The organism is Singulisphaera sp. GP187, from assembly GCF_900129635.1.
In the GTDB taxonomy this organism is placed as follows: Bacteria; Planctomycetota; Planctomycetia; order Isosphaerales; family Isosphaeraceae; genus Singulisphaera.
This window is the reverse complement of record NZ_FSRB01000001.1, coordinates 1,704,696-1,718,736: the sequence shown is the minus strand read 5'-3', so window position 1 is coordinate 1,718,736 and position 14,041 is coordinate 1,704,696. Positions and strand designations below refer to the sequence as shown.

The window sequence follows — 14,041 nt, the reverse complement described above, 5'->3', positions numbered from 1 at the left end:
CACAATCTTCACACTTGGTCGTTAGACTCAAACGGCAGAGGCCGTTCCATACGCTGAGGAAACGATCGCAATGCGACACGCGCGGAGTGCGAGACTGGCGGCGACACTGATCGCCACGATCCTGGTGGGTTGCGGAGGAGACGGCGGAAGCCCCTCAGGCGCCTCGTCCACGGTCGACATCGACGGCTCGAGCACCGTCTTTCGGATCAGCGAGGCCGCCCGCGAGGCGTATAGCGCGGTCGAACCGAACGTCACCGTGGTGGTCGACAACCACGGCACCGGAGGCGGGTTCAGCAACTACCTGAACGGTGAGATCGACATCGTCGACGCCTCGCGGCTGGCGAAGCCCGACGAGGAGGCTAAGGCCAAGGCGCAAGGGATCCCGTGGACCCGGTTCGTCGTCGGCACCGACGGGATCACCGTGGTGGTCAATCCCGACAACCAGTTCGTGAAGTCGCTGACCGTCGCCCAGTTGAAAGCGATCTGGGAGCCGGGCAGCAAGGTCATGACCTGGAAGGACGTGGACCCGACTTGGCCCGATCGGAAGATCGTGCTCTACAGCCCGGATAGCGATTCGGGCACGTTCGAGTACTTCACCGAGGCGATCGTCGGCAAAGCCAAGCAACAGCGCGACGACGTCCAGCCCAGCTCCGACGACAACACCCTGGTCAATGGTGTGGCGGGCGACGCCGACGGAATCGGCTACTTCGGACATGCCTACTTTGAAGCCAACGCCGATAAGCTTCGCGCAATTCCGATCCAGAATGGAGCCGACGCGGCGCCGATCCTCCCGTCCGAAGCCACGATCCTCGACCAGAGCTACAAGCCCCTGTCGAGACCTCTGTTCATCTACGTCAAGAATTCCTCGATTCGACGGCCCGCCGTGCTCGGGTTCTTGAAGTATTATCTCGAGCACATTGAAGCGCTGGCGAAAAAGGGGGGGTATGTCCCTCCGACCGCCGAGGAACGTGAGGCGAACCAGAAGGCGATCAAAGCCGGCGGAGACGCCTCGGCTCCCACCTCGAAGGACGCAGCGTGAGCTCGACCACACTGAGACCCACGGACGCTGACGACGAACTTTGGTCAGGGGGTTCGAAGCTCCGCGCCGTTCGCGAGTCGGGAGTCTCGTTATTCCTGCTCTTCTGCGCCGCGGTCACGGTCCTGACAACCGCCGGGATCATCGTCGTGCTTGGTGTCGAGACGGTCGAATTCTTCCGGAAATCGGGGGTGGGCCTGGTCGATTTTCTGACGGGCACCGAGCTCAAACCCGACCTCCACCCGCCCAAGTATGGGATCCTTCCCCTCGTCTGGGGAACGTTCGTCGTCGCGGCCGGTTCGACGATCATCGCCTTGCCGGTCGGACTGCTGAGCGCGATCTACCTGAGTGAGTACGCGCCTCGAGGCCTGCGCGCGATCCTCAAGCCGACGCTCGAGCTCCTCGCCGGCATTCCGACGATCGTCTACGGCTATCTCGCGTTGCTGGTCGTGACCCCGGTCCTCAAGGCGATCTTCGAGCCATTGGGGATTCGGGTCGAGACGTTCAACGCCCTGAGCGCCTGCATCGTGGTGGGGGTGATGATCATCCCGATGGTCTCCTCACTCAGTGAGGACGTGCTCTCGGCCGTTCCCCGCGGCCTTCGCGAGGCCGGCTACGGGCTGGGGGCGACCAAGTTCGAGGTCTCGACCCGGATCGTCGTGCCCGCCGCCCTCTCCGGGGTGGTGGCGTCGTTCATCCTGGCGCTGAGCCGGGCCATCGGTGAAACGATGGCCGTCGTGCTCGCCGCGGGGATGCGGCCTCAGATCAGTCTCAACCCGTTGACCTCGATCGAGACGATGACCACTTATATCGTGGCCGTGACCAACGGCGAAGCCTCGTACGGCTCGCCGAAATATCTCTCGCTCTTCGCGGTGGGGATGGTGCTCTTCGCGATCACGTTAACGCTCAACATCGTCTCGGGATTGGTTCTCCGTCGGTATCGCGAGGTCTACCAATGAGCGCGCCGGGGTCGTCCTTGTATGCGCCACATCGTCGCGCACGGCGGTTGCTGGGTCCAATCTTCGGGGTGGCCTGTTTTGTCGCCACCTTGACCGGCGTGGTTGTGCTCTCGGTGGTGCTCGGAGCCGTCATCGCCGCCGCGCTCCGCCGCCCCGGAGCCGAGCCCTGGTACGCGATCGGAAGCAACACCCGAAGCTTGCTCGAGCTCCTCTGGGGGTTGGCCACGAAATCGCAGTCGAGTGACCCGACCCTGGCCGGATTCCGGGCCGGGATCGCGGGTAGCATGTGGCTCCTGGGCCTGGTGGCCGTCTTTGCGATCCCGATCGGCGTCGGCGCCGCGGTCTTTCTCGAAGAGTACGCCCCCCCTGGGCTGCTCCGGCGGATCATCCAGACGAACATCGCCAACCTGGCGGGAGTCCCCTCGATCGTCTACGGAATCCTCGGCCTGGCTCTGTTCGTGCGAGCCTTTGGCATGAAGGAGCTGGCAATGGGTCGCACGCTCCTGGCCGGTGGCCTGACCCTGAGCTTGCTCGTGCTGCCGGTCATCGTCATCGCGACGCAGGAAGCGCTTCGGACCGTGCCGAATTCACTCCGCCAGGCGGCGCTGGCCCTGGGGGCGACGCGCTGGCAGATGGTTCGCGACCACATTTTGCCGGCGGCCTTGCCCGGAATTCTGACCGGGACCATCCTGGGGCTCTCGCGTGCGATCGGCGAGACCGCCCCCTTGCTGATGGTCGGCGCCGCGGGTTCGATCGGTGTGCTGCCGCGTTCTCCGTTCGACCGCTATACCGTCTTGCCGGTCGAGATTTACAATTACGCGAAGAATCCCAAAATCCAGTTCCAGACCGTGACCGCCGGGGGGATCCTGATCCTGCTCGTGCTGCTGCTGACGATGAATGCCACGGCCATCGTCATCCGCAACCGGTACGGTCGCCCTGGCCGAGGCTAATCGCCATGAGCCTTCCTGAATCGTCCGTCGCGCCGGTCGTCCCGGTCCCGCAGCAGCAGCCCGCGACTCCGGCGGCCCCTGAGCCGATCGTCCTGGCCGCTCGAAGCCTGCGGGTTTTCTACGGAACGTCGCTGGCGCTCAAAGACATTAATATCGAAATCCCAAGGCGGCAGATCACGGCCTTGATCGGCCCCTCGGGATGCGGCAAGAGCACCCTGCTCCGCTGCTTCAACCGGATGAACGACCTGATTCCGGGGGCCAGGATGGAGGGAGAAGTGATGTTCGACGGCGCGAACATCACCGAGCCGGGCACCGACCCGGTCGCGCTCCGCAGGCGGATCGGGATGGTTTTCCAGAAGCCGAACCCGTTCCCCAAGAGCGTCTACCAGAACGTCGCCTGGGGAGCACGGATCAACGGTTATCGCGGCGACATGGACGAGCTCGTCGAGCGCTCGCTCCGCCGCGCCGCACTTTGGGACGAGGTCAAGAACAAGCTGCATCGCTCGGGCCTGGAGCTCTCCGGCGGCCAGCAGCAGCGGCTCTGTATCGCGCGCACCCTGGCCGTCGAACCCGAAGTCATCCTGATGGACGAACCTTGCTCGGCCCTCGACCCCATCTCCACGGCGCGGGTCGAAGACCTGATGGACGACCTCAAGGACGAGTACACCATCGTGATCGTCACTCACAACATGCAGCAGGCCCGCCGCGTCAGCGACCTGACCGCCTGCCTGATGCTCGACGAATCCGCCAAGGACGGGCACCGGACCGGGGTGATCGCCGAATTCAGCGCGACCGACCTCCTGTTCACGAATCCTAAGGACTCACGCACCGAGGCTTATATTACCGGGCGAATTGGTTAACCGGACGCTCGAATCATCGCGTCTTCACCGTTTTTTCTCGCAATCCTCACACCAGTGACACTGCGCATTGTGAAGATAAGATAAGGTCCCTCAACGTCCCGACCGATAGACCCAACGGGTCCCGCCGACCATGCCCAAAGCCAAGATCTTGATTGTCGAAGACGAGCGTGCCCTGGTGGAAGTCCTCGCCGCGAATCTCGAACGCGAAGGGTTTGAGGTCCTGACCGCTCATGATGGCCTGGATGGTCTGCGACAAGCTCAGCTCAAGCTACCCGACCTGATCGTGCTCGACCTGATGTTGCCGGTGAAGCCCGGGCTGGAGGTCTGCCGTGAGCTTCGCAACGGTGCCCGGACCCGGGAAATCCCGATCGTCATGGTCACCGCCAAGGCCGAGGAAACGGACGAGCTGGTCGGATTCGCCGTCGGCGCCGACGATTATGTGACCAAGCCGTACAGCGTCAAAATCCTGATCGAGCGGATCAAGAAAGAACTGCGGAGGCGTCAGTCCAAAGAGGAACCGACCAACGGCACCATGATCGAGAGCCAGGGGGTGGCCATCGACCGGCACGGCCACCGCGCGCTCTACCTCGGCGAAGAATTGCCACTGACGCCAACCGAGTTTCGGCTACTCGAGGTCCTGCTGCGCCAGGCAGGCCGCGCCTTCACCCGTTACGAATTGATGGACGCCGCGATCGGGGAAGACGCCGTGGTCCTCGAGCGAACCATCGACGTCCATATCAAGAGCTTGCGGAAGAAGCTGGGGGATGCCGCCGACCTCATCGAGACCGTCCGGGGCGTCGGTTACCGATTCCATGTGCCCCGACTGATTGAAACGTGAGCTCGTTGCCCGCTTCGGCTCCGGCCTGAACTCCCACTAAGGGACGGACCGACGCGTTCGCATTCTGAGTCGCTACGTTTCGGTTCCGCTCCGGCAGTAATTCCGCGCGAACGACTGCAATTTCGCGTGGCGCTTCAATCCCGAGGCGGACCTGGCCGCCTTCAAGACGGACGACGGTCACGCAGATATCGTCGCCAATGTAGAGTTTTTCCATCAATTTCCGCGTTAAGACCAGCATGGCGCACTTCCTTAGGGGAACGTCACCCACGTTTCGATCACGCTCTGATCGACAACCCCCGGCTCTGGGGAGTTGGCTCACCTGAGTAACTTAGGTTACAAGTCTCGCCCAGTTTGAACCCGGCGAATTTTCTCACCTCGGTCCCCCCGTTTTCTCGATCGGTTCGCGGGCGGATGGCAAGTCCTGACCCGCCCTGTCACGAAGTCCATGACGTAGGGCTCGAGTGGCTGCTGCACCTGCCTGTGTGCAACGGCACGAGGTCGCTGGAGTTCAGCGTCCCGCCGGATGCCGACCTGGAAACGCCGAAGCCGTGTCCTGAAGCCCTGCGGAAGCCGATCGTCGTCCACAGCACGTCGATAATCGGCTGGCGCGGTCCGGCTTGTGACAGGGTTCGTTAGCCCGTCTGGCGACAGCAGTGGCGGGCAACCGCCGACCGGCCAACCAAGCGATGTCGTCGAGCCGACGCTCCCAATGCAGCGTCAGAGTGCCCCCATGCCGCCATCGACGAAATAATTGTGCATGGTGATCCAGCGCCCCCGGTCGGATGCGAGCAAGGCGACCATCTCGGCGACGTCCGCGGCCTCGCCGAAGGTGCGGAGAGGAACCTTTTGCAGCAGCGCCTCGGGCGGCATGCCCATGGCGTCCAACAGATACCTTGCGGATCAGATTGGCGCCGGGCGTCGACACCGGCCCGGGAGTGACGATGTTGACGCGAATTTTGCTGGGAGCGAGTTCCTGCCCCAGGGCGACCGTATAGGTATTCAGCGCCGCCTTGGCCGAGGCGTAGTGCAACAGCGGCCCCAGCGCCGGGCCGGCGCCGACCGCCGAGACGTTGATAATGCTCGCGCCCGCCGTGGATTCCTTCAAAGCCGACAGCACCGCGTTCGTCATACGTACCGCCGACAGGAAATTGATGTTGAGGGAATCGAGCCATTCCTCATCGGAGATGGCGGACGAGGCCGGCAGATGAACACGGGCTGCACCGGCGTTGTTCACCAGGATATCCAGCCCGCCCAGCACCTGGAGCGCGGCGGCGGCGACCGTATTCACCCCCTCGACAGTCCTGAGATCGGCCGGGATGAAGGTTGCGTCCTTGGGCATCTGTTCATGCGGTGACCTGGCCGTCACGACGACGGTGGCGCCCCATCAAGCAGACGCTGCGCGATCGCCGCGCCGATGCCGCGGGAGCCGCCCGTGATCAGCGCGCGGCGTCCGACGAACTCTTCGGAAATGTCAAATAGCATATTTGCCACATGATCTCCTTCTTTGTTTTTCAATCAAAGTTTCAATGGAAATGCTTCGCATCGATCGACCGGAGCCGCCGCTGTTCAGTGGCTTCCGCGCCGAGCCCGAGGCCTTCCACTTGAATGACGGTGATCGATCCTCAAATGCGCACGAATCGAAGGATGCTGTCCAAGGAGGTCGCTTGGTGGTCCAGTGCATTGTTGGGCGAGCCGGGCGTGCCGATGCTCCCCCGCGACGAATGCGAGCTTATGAGTGAATTCCTGAAGCCATGATCAACAGTCCCTAGACCCGTATTTTCCAATCGATCAGTTTGAAAATAACGCAGGACACCCATGCCCGCCTCTTGTTCATTCCCCAGGTGGGCTTCCATTCACTCAGGAATAGGGCAGGTTCATCGAGCCCGAGCCTCACCGCAATCAATTTTCCAACCGATTGGTTGGAATATGGATGGTTGGCTTCCGCGGGTCAAGCGGATATCCTACTGATTGGTATGAAAAACCAGTTGCCGAGAAAGAATCGGGGCCGACCGCTGGGGTTCTGCACGGAGCAGGCCCTTGATGCGGCCACGCGCGTCTTCGGGGAGAAGGGATTCGAGGGCACTTCGTTATCCGACCTGGAGCGAGCGATGGGGACCACCCGGGCGAGCATCTACGCGACGTTCGGGAAGAAGGGGGAACTGTACTGCAAGGCTCTGGACCGGCACATGACGTCGGGCGGGAATCTCGTGGCAGAGTGCCTCACTGCCGGTCGTACGGCGCGACAGGGCGTCGAGTGCTTCCTGCGAGCTGCCGTCACGATGATCACGGACGGGGCGAATCCGTGCGGATCTTACATCACGCAGGGTCCGCTCAAGGGACCCGACGCGACGGAAGAGACGAGGCGATTCGTCGCGGAGAAGCGCAACGGGTTGGAACAGGTGTTGCGGCGCCGATTCGTCAGCGCAATCGAGGTGGGGGAGTTGCCACGCGACGTCTCTGCCGAGAAGCTCGCGAAGTATTATGTGGCGGTGATCCGGGGCATCGCCCTCCAAGCCCAGCACGGCGAAACGCGGGAAGAGTTGTTCGACGTCGTCGACCTGGCGATGGAGTCGTGGCCCAAGGAACAGTCGAAGTGAAAGCGACCGACGACTCGATCTGTCTTCGGTCCAATGGTTGGCCTGCCGAAAGCCATCGGGAGACTGACGGGATGCCGATCGGCACTGGCTCGGAGCTGATACCGAATGGTACCGAGCTCGCCGGCAGGCCGGTCATGTTGAACGGCGAGGTGGCCCGCATCCAGGCACGGGATCGCGCGGTTCGGTGCGCTTACGAGACTCGGCGGCCGGTTTCCGGGGCAGAGAATTCCGGTCTGTGCTGGACAGCGCCGCGATTTTTGGCAGCATAGAGCGAATAATGAGTTTGAAGACCATCGGCGGAGGGGGTACTTCCGTCGCGGCCGGTCTGCCTCTGGCGAGGAAACGATGTCCCATTCACGGGTGATTGTCATTGGGTCAGGCTCCGCGGGATTGACCTCCGCTCTCTACACAGCGCGGGCCAATCTCTCGCCCCTCGTCCTCGAGGGACACGAGCCGGGCGGCCAATTGACATGGACGACGGTCGTCGAGAATTTCCCCGGGTTTCCGGAAGGAGTGCTCGGCCCCGAGTTGATGGAATTGATGCGTAAGCAGGCCCAGAAATTCGGCGCAGACTGCCGGTACGAGACGGTGACCGAGGTCGATTTCACCCAGCGTCCGTTTCGGGTCAAGACCTCCACGGATCCCAAAGATCCCGAGGCGGCCACGGCGGAATATACGGCCGACGCCGTCATCGTGGCCACCGGCGCTTCGGCCCGGACGCTCGGCCTGGATAAAGAGATGCACTACATGGGCTACGGCCTGAGCACCTGCGCCACCTGCGACGGTGCATTGTATCGCGGCAAGCAGGTCGCGGTCGTCGGTGGTGGCGACTCGGCGGTCGAAGAGGCGAACTTCCTCACGCGTTACGCGTCGAAGGTCACGCTTATCCATCGCCGCGATGCGCTTCGTGCCTCGAAAATCATGCAGAAGCGGATCTTCGAGAACCCCAAGGTCGAATTCGCGTGGAATGCCGGGGTGGATTCCTACCTGGGCGTCGACGAACCGCATCGCTCGTTGACCGGGGTCCGGCTGACCGCGCTTGGCGGTAACGGCGAAGCCGGGACGACGCGCGATATTCCGGTCGACGGCCTCTTCCTGGCGATCGGCCATACCCCGAATTCCGCCATCTTCCGCGAGAAGCTCGCGATGACGCCCGACGGCTACCTCCTGACCCCCACGGCCTTGGCTTGGAAGGGGACCCCCGCTCCCGAAGGCCTGCGCGACCAACTGATCAACTTCGGCACCGCCACCAGCGTGGAAGGGGTCTTCGCCGCCGGTGATGTCGTGGACACACATTATCGTCAGGCCATTACAGCCGCCGGATCGGGCTGTGCCGCCGCAATCGATTGCGAAAAATGGCTCGAGTCGATCCACGGTTAAAATTAAGCCGCGGTGGGGCGCGAACTCTCGCTTTTTTCGTCACGAATGCGTCGATCCCGGTGTCGTGTGCCGAGAGCGAAATTCGACGGAAAGTAGAGAATTCGGGCCCGCCCGCACCCCTTGTCGGTAGCCTCCCGATGAGGGACAAATGAAGTTGGGTTCGATCGCCGTACGATTGATCCTGAATTTTCGGATTATTTCCGCTACAATGCCCTGACGGCGGCAATCGGGATGCGATGCCCATGCCGCGACAAATCGTTCGGGAAGATTTTTTCTTTTGGGAATTGAGATCGTATGGAGAGTCGACCTCCGCAAGAACCTTCCCGACGATCCGCGGGCGGCCGCAAGCCCAACGCGGCCGGTGGGTCTCCCACTCCGCCCTGGCTTTGGCTCTTGCTTATTGTCGGATTCGCCTTGATCTTCTGGCAACTCTCGTCCAAACCCGAGACCACGGTCAGCTACGTCCCCTTCTTCCTGGACCAGGTCCAGGACGGCAACATCAAGTCGTTGTCCATTCAAGGGGGGGAAGCGCGCGGTGAACTCCGCACGAAGCAACTCTATCCGTCGGTAAGGATGCCCAATCCGTCGGGCGCATTACCGCTCCCGATCACGAAGTTCGTCGTGAACTTCCCGTCCGAGCAAGCCATCAATGATGTCGTGAACAAGCTTCGCGACAAGCAGGAGAAGGAGAGCAAGCCGGAAGGGAAGGAGAGCAAGCCGGGTCAGGAAGCCGTCAAGATTGACATTCAGCCGCCGAACACGGCCAACACCCTGATCTGGGTCACGTTCCTGCTGCCGACCTTTCTCATTCTCGGCCTCGTCTACTTCATGATGAGGCGGGCTCGCGACCAGTTCGACGGTGGAATCCTCGGAAGCTTCGTCAAGAGTCCGGCGAAACGCCATGACAAGTCGAAGCAACGCACCACATTTGACGAAGTCGCCGGGCTTGAGAACGCCAAGAGCGAGTTGCAGGAGATCGTCGAGTTCCTCAAGAACCCCGAGAAGTTCCAGCGGCTCGGCGGCCGGATTCCCAAGGGAGTCCTGCTGATCGGTCCTCCCGGCTCGGGCAAAACCCTGCTGGCACGCGCTGTGGCCGGAGAGGCAGGAGTTCCCTTCTTCTCGATCTCCGGATCCGAGTTCATCCAGATGTTCGTGGGCGTCGGTGCCAGCCGGGTTCGCGACATGTTCAAGACGGCCAAGGAGAGCAGTCCTTGCATCTTGTTCATCGATGAAATCGACGCCGTCGGCCGAGTCCGAGGCGCAGGCCTGGGAGGGGGACATGACGAACGCGAACAGACCCTCAACCAGATCCTCACCGAGATGGATGGGTTCTCGCCCAACGAGAGTGTGATCGTGCTGGCGGCAACCAACCGGCCCGACGTGCTCGACCCCGCCCTGCTCCGTCCTGGCCGCTTCGACCGTCACGTCACGGTGGACCGACCGACGAAGAAGGGACGGCTCGCGATTCTCAAGGTTCACAGTCGCAACATCCCGCTCGACTCCGACGTCGATCTGGAAGGGATTGCGCGGGGGACCGTGGGCATGAGCGGAGCCGACCTGGCCAACCTGGTCAACGAGGCGGCCCTGCTGGCCACCCGCGAAGACAAGAACCAGGTCGACATGGCCGACTTCGACGCAGCGCGCGACAAGATCATCATGGGGGCCAAGCGCGAGGAGTTCATCACCGAGAAGGACAAACGCGCCACCGCCTACCACGAGATTGGCCACGCCCTGGTCGGCTGGCTCTCGCCGAACACCGACCCGGTCCATAAGGTGACGATCATCCCTCGCGGCCGCGCCTTGGGGGTCACCCAGTTCCTCCCCGAGGAGGATCGGCTCGGTTATAGCGAAAGCCAGGTCGACGCCAAGCTCGCCGTCCTGTTGGGCGGCCGCGCGGCCGAGCGCCTGATCTACGATGACCTCACGACGGGAGCGGCGGAAGACCTCAAGCAGGCGACCCGCTTGGCCCGAATGATGGTCACGCAGTGGGGCATGAGCGAACGGATCGGCCCTGTCTTCTTCCGAGCCTCGGAAGAGCACCCGTTCCTGGGCCGGGAAATGAGCGAGACGCGGGACCACTCCGAGCACACGGCGCAGGTCATCGACGAGGAGGTCGCGCGGATCCTTCGCGAGGCCGACGAGCGTGCGTTCCACATGCTCGAGGATCACCGGGAAGATCTCGAACGTTTGACCGAAGCCCTGATCGAGCGCGAAGTCCTGAGCGTTTCCGAGATCGAGGAATTGATCGGCAAGCGGGCCGGGCCCCCCACCAATGTTGCCGGTGATGAGGTTGCCGCATCGCTCGACAACCCGGTTTGATCGGGAAGGCCTAGGGACACTCCCACCTCTCTGGTAGACTCTCTCCCCAACGGTCGGAGTTCCAACTCCGACCGTCTGGGGATGCCCGGTCGATGGATAGGTTCGGGAGCCGATCGCTGTGTCGACGAAGTTAACGAACGCTTGCCCGGTCGTTTGCGCGGGGGTTGTGGTTGCCGACCATCTCTGCACGCCGATCTCACACCTTCCCGCCGCCGGTGAGTTAGTGGCGGCCGATGACCTGATCTTGAATATCGGGGGCTGCGCCTCCAACGCCGCGGTCGCCCTGGCCAAACTGGGCATTCGCGCGGCAATCTGCGGCAAGGTCGGCGACGACGCTTTCGGTCGCTTCGTTGCCGAGACGCTGGTTGCCTACGGCGTCGACGTGCGCGCGCTGGCGATCGACCCCACGCGTGCGACCAGCCAGACCCTGATCGTCAATGTGAAGGGGCAGGATCGGCGGTTCATCCATTCGTTCGGGGCCAACAAGGGGCTGACGGCAGCGGACCTCGACCCGGTCCTGGCCGATCATCCCCCCCGCGTGCTCTACGTCGGTGGCTACCTGATCCTCCCCGCCCTCCACGCCGCGGCGCTGGCCGAGCGATTCTCCCGCGCCCGGAAAGCAGGCACCGTCACCGTGCTCGACGTCGTCACCCCCGGCCCTGGCGATTACCTCCGCCACCTGCGCGCCGTCCTGCCCGAGACCGACGTCTTCCTGCCAAACACCGACGAGGCCGCCCTGATCCTGGGCGAAACCGATCCGGTTCGCCAGGCACTCGCCTTCCGCGACCTCGGCGCCGGCTGCGTGGTGATTACCTGTGGTGACCGTGGCGCAGTGGTCGTTTCCGACTCACTCCAGGTTCGACTCGGGACCTATCCGGTCGCTTTCCTCGACGGCTCGGGCGGCGGTGATGCCTTCGATGCCGGCTTCATCGCCGGACTGATCGATGGGCTTTCCACCCTCGATTGCCTGAAGCTCGCCAGCGCTGTGGGTGCGAGCTGTGTCCGCGCGGTCGGAACCACCGCCGGGGTCTTCACTCGTCCTGAGGCCGACGCCTTCATCAAGCAGCATGAGCTGTCCATCGAGCCGGTCTGAACTCGACCCCGGACCGTCGCTTCTCGCACGCGATCACGCTCAGATATCGAGGATCATTTCCGCCACCCATTCTTCGCCGATTCGCGCTAAGGCAAGGCCGTGGTGGGTGACGGCCTTGACCTCATGATCGAGGACGTGCCGATCGTGATCGATCGGCTCGCCACCGATCACAGCATGCAGACTTCGGCCATCATCGGCCACGGTCACGTCGAATTCGACGAAGAGCCGATGTTCGGTCTCGAGCCGGTAGATCAGCTCGTTGAGCCAGGTCGTGAGCAGCTCGCTGGGAGAATCGGCCGCGAGCGAGAGCGTATCGCACTGTTCGATGCGAACGTCGCGGCGATTGACGACAATATAGTCGAACACCCCCTGCGCCGCGGTTTGAAAGAGGTCGTTGAGATCGCGGCCGCGAATCTTGAACCCCACATCAGCCGTATGGTCGAAGATTTCGATCGATCCCAAGGGAGGAACTCCGTCCCGAGTCGGGCGCTTAGGGATGGCCGAGAGCTTTCCTCTCGACTTGCTGTCTATCATACTCGCAGAGTCACGCCCGAATTCCAGGTTCGCGCGCACCAGGTCCGAGACATTTGCGTCATTGGGCCGTCCGAAACGAACGACTTAACCTCCGGAACCATGCCGGAAAGCGAGAACCGACGATGATTGAATCCGGCCAACCCGCTCCTGACTTCACCCTCCCCGACCAGCGAGGCCAGGAGGTAACGCTCTCCCAACTCAAGGGAGCGCCTGTGGTCCTCTACTTCTATCCCAAGGACGATACCCCCGGCTGCACCAAGGAAGCCTGCGCCTTCCGCGACGCCCGGGCCGACTACGAAGCGGCCGGAGCTCACGTGATCGGGGTCAGCCCGGACAGTAGCGCGTCGCACCTGAAGTTCGCCGAGAAATACGAGCTCCCGTTCACCCTCGTTGCCGATACCGACCGTCAGGTTTGTGAAGCCTATGGCGTTTGGCAAGAAAAGAACAATTACGGCAAGATATCCATGGGGGTCGTGCGAACGACCTTCGTCATCGATCGCAACGGGATCGTCCAAAAGACCTTCCCGAAGGTGAAGGTCGATGGGCACTCGGAGGAAGTCCTCGCGACCATCAAAGCGCTTTGAGCCAAGCTCAAAGCGATGCGAATCGACCGAGAAGACCGACACCGGACTGGAGTCGGTCTTCTCTCACCACGGCTCAGTGGGCCTTCGCTAGCCGTGAAGGACGAGCCCGAAACAAAACGAACCTCGCAGCATGCGAGGTTCGCGACGTCAATACCGAGGGGTGGAATCGAGAGGTGCCGCTCGACAAATCAGCTTGATCGACTGATTTCCATTTCGAGGGGGGTAGACTCCACGGCCACGGCCACCAACTCGAGCTCGTCGCGACGGCCCGCGAGGTATCGCTCGAGCTTTCGGAGGGCTTTGTATTTCTCGTCGCTGACGCGGGCCACGGGAAGGCCCATCTTTTCGCCGATCTCCGGCACGGTCCAACCACGCGTCCAAAGTTCGACGATCTGATCCTGGCGGGCACTCAGCACGGCCTGCCGAGCGGCCTCGAGAATCTCGCCGAGTTCTTGGCGATTGCGCTCACGCTGATCGAGATCGGGCCCCGGGGTCAGCCGGTCGTTCAACGGCTGATACCGCTTCGAGCGCTGGACGCGCTTCCGGACCATGTCGATCGCCCGGACCAACTCGCGTCGCTCGGACGTATCGTCGGCCAGAACCAGATTGAGGTCGAGCTGACCCGCCCGCGCTTTGCCCAAGAGCCGACAGCAAACCTCCTGGGTGCAATCTTCCCAGAGGCCAGGATCGAGCCGGGCATTTCTCCAGCACACCGTGCAATAGCGTTGAATGTCCTGGACCAGGTCCGTTTCAGAGGCGTGTGCGGTCAGGGCGGCCAAACCAATGACCAGCGCCATGGCTGTCGGGCCGGCCCGCAGGGCACGATGCCCCTTCGAGGGGGCGGCGACTTCTTGTGACATAACCATTCGCTCCGCCAATGAGTGTTCGAGC

Annotated in this window: 14 protein-coding genes and 1 pseudogene; 10 read left to right on the top strand and 5 right to left on the bottom strand. The window is 62.7% G+C overall.

The window, feature by feature from the left end; translation table 11 throughout:
- Window positions 1–70 precede the first annotated feature (70 nt).
- From BUS42_RS06785 to BUS42_RS06765, 5 genes are all read left to right on the top strand, one after another.
- Window positions 71–1,039, top strand: coding sequence for a PstS family phosphate ABC transporter substrate-binding protein (locus tag BUS42_RS06785; protein ID WP_074306266.1), 969 nt, complete (start codon window positions 71–73; stop codon window positions 1,037–1,039).
- Window positions 1,036–1,995, top strand: a complete 960-nt coding sequence (gene pstC, locus BUS42_RS06780) for a phosphate ABC transporter permease subunit PstC (protein ID WP_074306265.1) — start codon at window positions 1,036–1,038, stop codon at window positions 1,993–1,995. Before BUS42_RS06785 ends, pstC begins: the two co-directional genes overlap by 4 nt.
- The gene (pstA, locus tag BUS42_RS06775) at window positions 1,992–2,945 is read left to right on the top strand and encodes a phosphate ABC transporter permease PstA (protein ID WP_074306264.1); all 954 of its coding nucleotides are present in this window, start codon (window positions 1,992–1,994) and stop codon (window positions 2,943–2,945) included. Before pstC ends, pstA begins: the two co-directional genes overlap by 4 nt.
- 5 nt (window positions 2,946–2,950) lie before the next feature.
- Window positions 2,951–3,805 carry a phosphate ABC transporter ATP-binding protein PstB gene (gene pstB / locus BUS42_RS06770; protein ID WP_254053347.1) on the top strand — a complete coding sequence of 285 codons (855 nt, stop codon included), beginning with the start codon at window positions 2,951–2,953 and terminating at the stop codon, window positions 3,803–3,805.
- Between the two features lie 130 nt (window positions 3,806–3,935).
- Window positions 3,936–4,643 (top strand): winged helix-turn-helix domain-containing protein, encoded by a 708-nt coding sequence (locus BUS42_RS06765; RefSeq protein ID WP_074306263.1) that lies wholly within the window; start codon window positions 3,936–3,938, stop codon window positions 4,641–4,643.
- Here the strand turns inward: BUS42_RS06765 and BUS42_RS46355 are convergent.
- From BUS42_RS46355 to BUS42_RS46345, 3 genes and pseudogenes are all read right to left on the bottom strand, one after another.
- Window positions 4,582–4,857: a carbon storage regulator gene (locus BUS42_RS46355; protein ID WP_410001697.1), complete on the bottom strand. Its 276-nt coding sequence runs from the start codon at window positions 4,855–4,857 to the stop codon at window positions 4,582–4,584. The genes BUS42_RS06765 and BUS42_RS46355 overlap by 62 nt on opposite strands.
- A 503-nt stretch (window positions 4,858–5,360) precedes the next feature.
- Entirely contained in the window at window positions 5,361–5,444 is an 84-nt protein-coding gene (locus BUS42_RS46350) for a hypothetical protein (RefSeq protein WP_410001696.1), read from the bottom strand.
- A gap of 151 nt (window positions 5,445–5,595) precedes the next feature.
- Window positions 5,596–5,982, bottom strand: a pseudogene (locus BUS42_RS46345) (SDR family NAD(P)-dependent oxidoreductase); the annotation flags it as partial.
- A 646-nt stretch (window positions 5,983–6,628) separates the two neighbouring features.
- Between BUS42_RS46345 and BUS42_RS06750 the strand changes: the two are divergent.
- From BUS42_RS06750 to BUS42_RS06735, 4 genes are all read left to right on the top strand, one after another.
- On the top strand, window positions 6,629–7,240 hold the full coding sequence (locus tag BUS42_RS06750) for a TetR/AcrR family transcriptional regulator (protein WP_159452182.1): 612 nt from the start codon (window positions 6,629–6,631) through the stop codon (window positions 7,238–7,240).
- Between the two features lie 345 nt (window positions 7,241–7,585).
- Window positions 7,586–8,620: a thioredoxin-disulfide reductase gene (gene trxB / locus BUS42_RS06745; RefSeq protein ID WP_074306261.1), complete on the top strand. Its 1,035-nt coding sequence runs from the start codon at window positions 7,586–7,588 to the stop codon at window positions 8,618–8,620.
- Between the two features lie 294 nt (window positions 8,621–8,914).
- The gene (gene ftsH, locus BUS42_RS06740; RefSeq protein WP_074306260.1) at window positions 8,915–10,939 is read left to right on the top strand and encodes an ATP-dependent zinc metalloprotease FtsH; all 2,025 of its coding nucleotides are present in this window, start codon (window positions 8,915–8,917) and stop codon (window positions 10,937–10,939) included.
- 118 nt (window positions 10,940–11,057) lie between these two features.
- Window positions 11,058–12,032, top strand: coding sequence for a carbohydrate kinase family protein (locus BUS42_RS06735; RefSeq protein ID WP_083670083.1), 975 nt, complete (start codon window positions 11,058–11,060; stop codon window positions 12,030–12,032).
- Window positions 12,033–12,071: 39 nt separating this feature from the next.
- On the opposite strand, the gene BUS42_RS06730 is transcribed toward BUS42_RS06735, so the two are convergent.
- On the bottom strand, window positions 12,072–12,494 hold the full coding sequence (locus BUS42_RS06730; RefSeq protein ID WP_074306258.1) for an archease: 423 nt from the start codon (window positions 12,492–12,494) through the stop codon (window positions 12,072–12,074).
- 194 nt (window positions 12,495–12,688) lie between these two features.
- On the opposite strand from BUS42_RS06730, the gene bcp reads away from it, so the two are divergent.
- Window positions 12,689–13,150 (top strand): thioredoxin-dependent thiol peroxidase, encoded by a 462-nt coding sequence (gene bcp, locus BUS42_RS06725; RefSeq protein ID WP_074306257.1) that lies wholly within the window; start codon window positions 12,689–12,691, stop codon window positions 13,148–13,150.
- A gap of 188 nt (window positions 13,151–13,338) precedes the next feature.
- Here bcp and BUS42_RS06720 read toward each other — a convergent pair whose 3' ends face one another.
- Entirely contained in the window at window positions 13,339–14,010 is a 672-nt protein-coding gene (locus BUS42_RS06720; protein WP_074306256.1) for a sigma-70 family RNA polymerase sigma factor, read from the bottom strand.
- Window positions 14,011–14,041: the final 31 nt, after the last annotated feature.

What these genes read in the sequence shown, in the direction of transcription:
- BUS42_RS06785 (WP_074306266.1), top strand. Translation starts at nt 71, where the DNA reads ATGCGACACGCGCGGAGTGCGAGACTGGCGGCGACACTGATCGCCACG.
- pstA (WP_074306264.1), top strand. Translation starts at nt 1,992, where the DNA reads ATGAGCGCGCCGGGGTCGTCCTTGTATGCGCCACATCGTCGCGCACGG.
- pstB (WP_254053347.1), top strand. Translation starts at nt 2,951, where the DNA reads ATGAGCCTTCCTGAATCGTCCGTCGCGCCGGTCGTCCCGGTCCCGCAG.
- BUS42_RS06765 (WP_074306263.1), top strand. Translation starts at nt 3,936, where the DNA reads ATGCCCAAAGCCAAGATCTTGATTGTCGAAGACGAGCGTGCCCTGGTG.
- BUS42_RS46355 (WP_410001697.1), bottom strand. Translation starts at nt 4,857, where the DNA reads ATGGAAAAACTCTACATTGGCGACGATATCTGCGTGACCGTCGTCCGT.
- BUS42_RS46350 (WP_410001696.1), bottom strand. Translation starts at nt 5,444, where the DNA reads ATGGTCGCCTTGCTCGCATCCGACCGGGGGCGCTGGATCACCATGCAC.
- trxB (WP_074306261.1), top strand. Translation starts at nt 7,586, where the DNA reads ATGTCCCATTCACGGGTGATTGTCATTGGGTCAGGCTCCGCGGGATTG.
- ftsH (WP_074306260.1), top strand. Translation starts at nt 8,915, where the DNA reads ATGGAGAGTCGACCTCCGCAAGAACCTTCCCGACGATCCGCGGGCGGC.
- bcp (WP_074306257.1), top strand. Translation starts at nt 12,689, where the DNA reads ATGATTGAATCCGGCCAACCCGCTCCTGACTTCACCCTCCCCGACCAG.
- BUS42_RS06720 (WP_074306256.1), bottom strand. Translation starts at nt 14,010, where the DNA reads ATGTCACAAGAAGTCGCCGCCCCCTCGAAGGGGCATCGTGCCCTGCGG.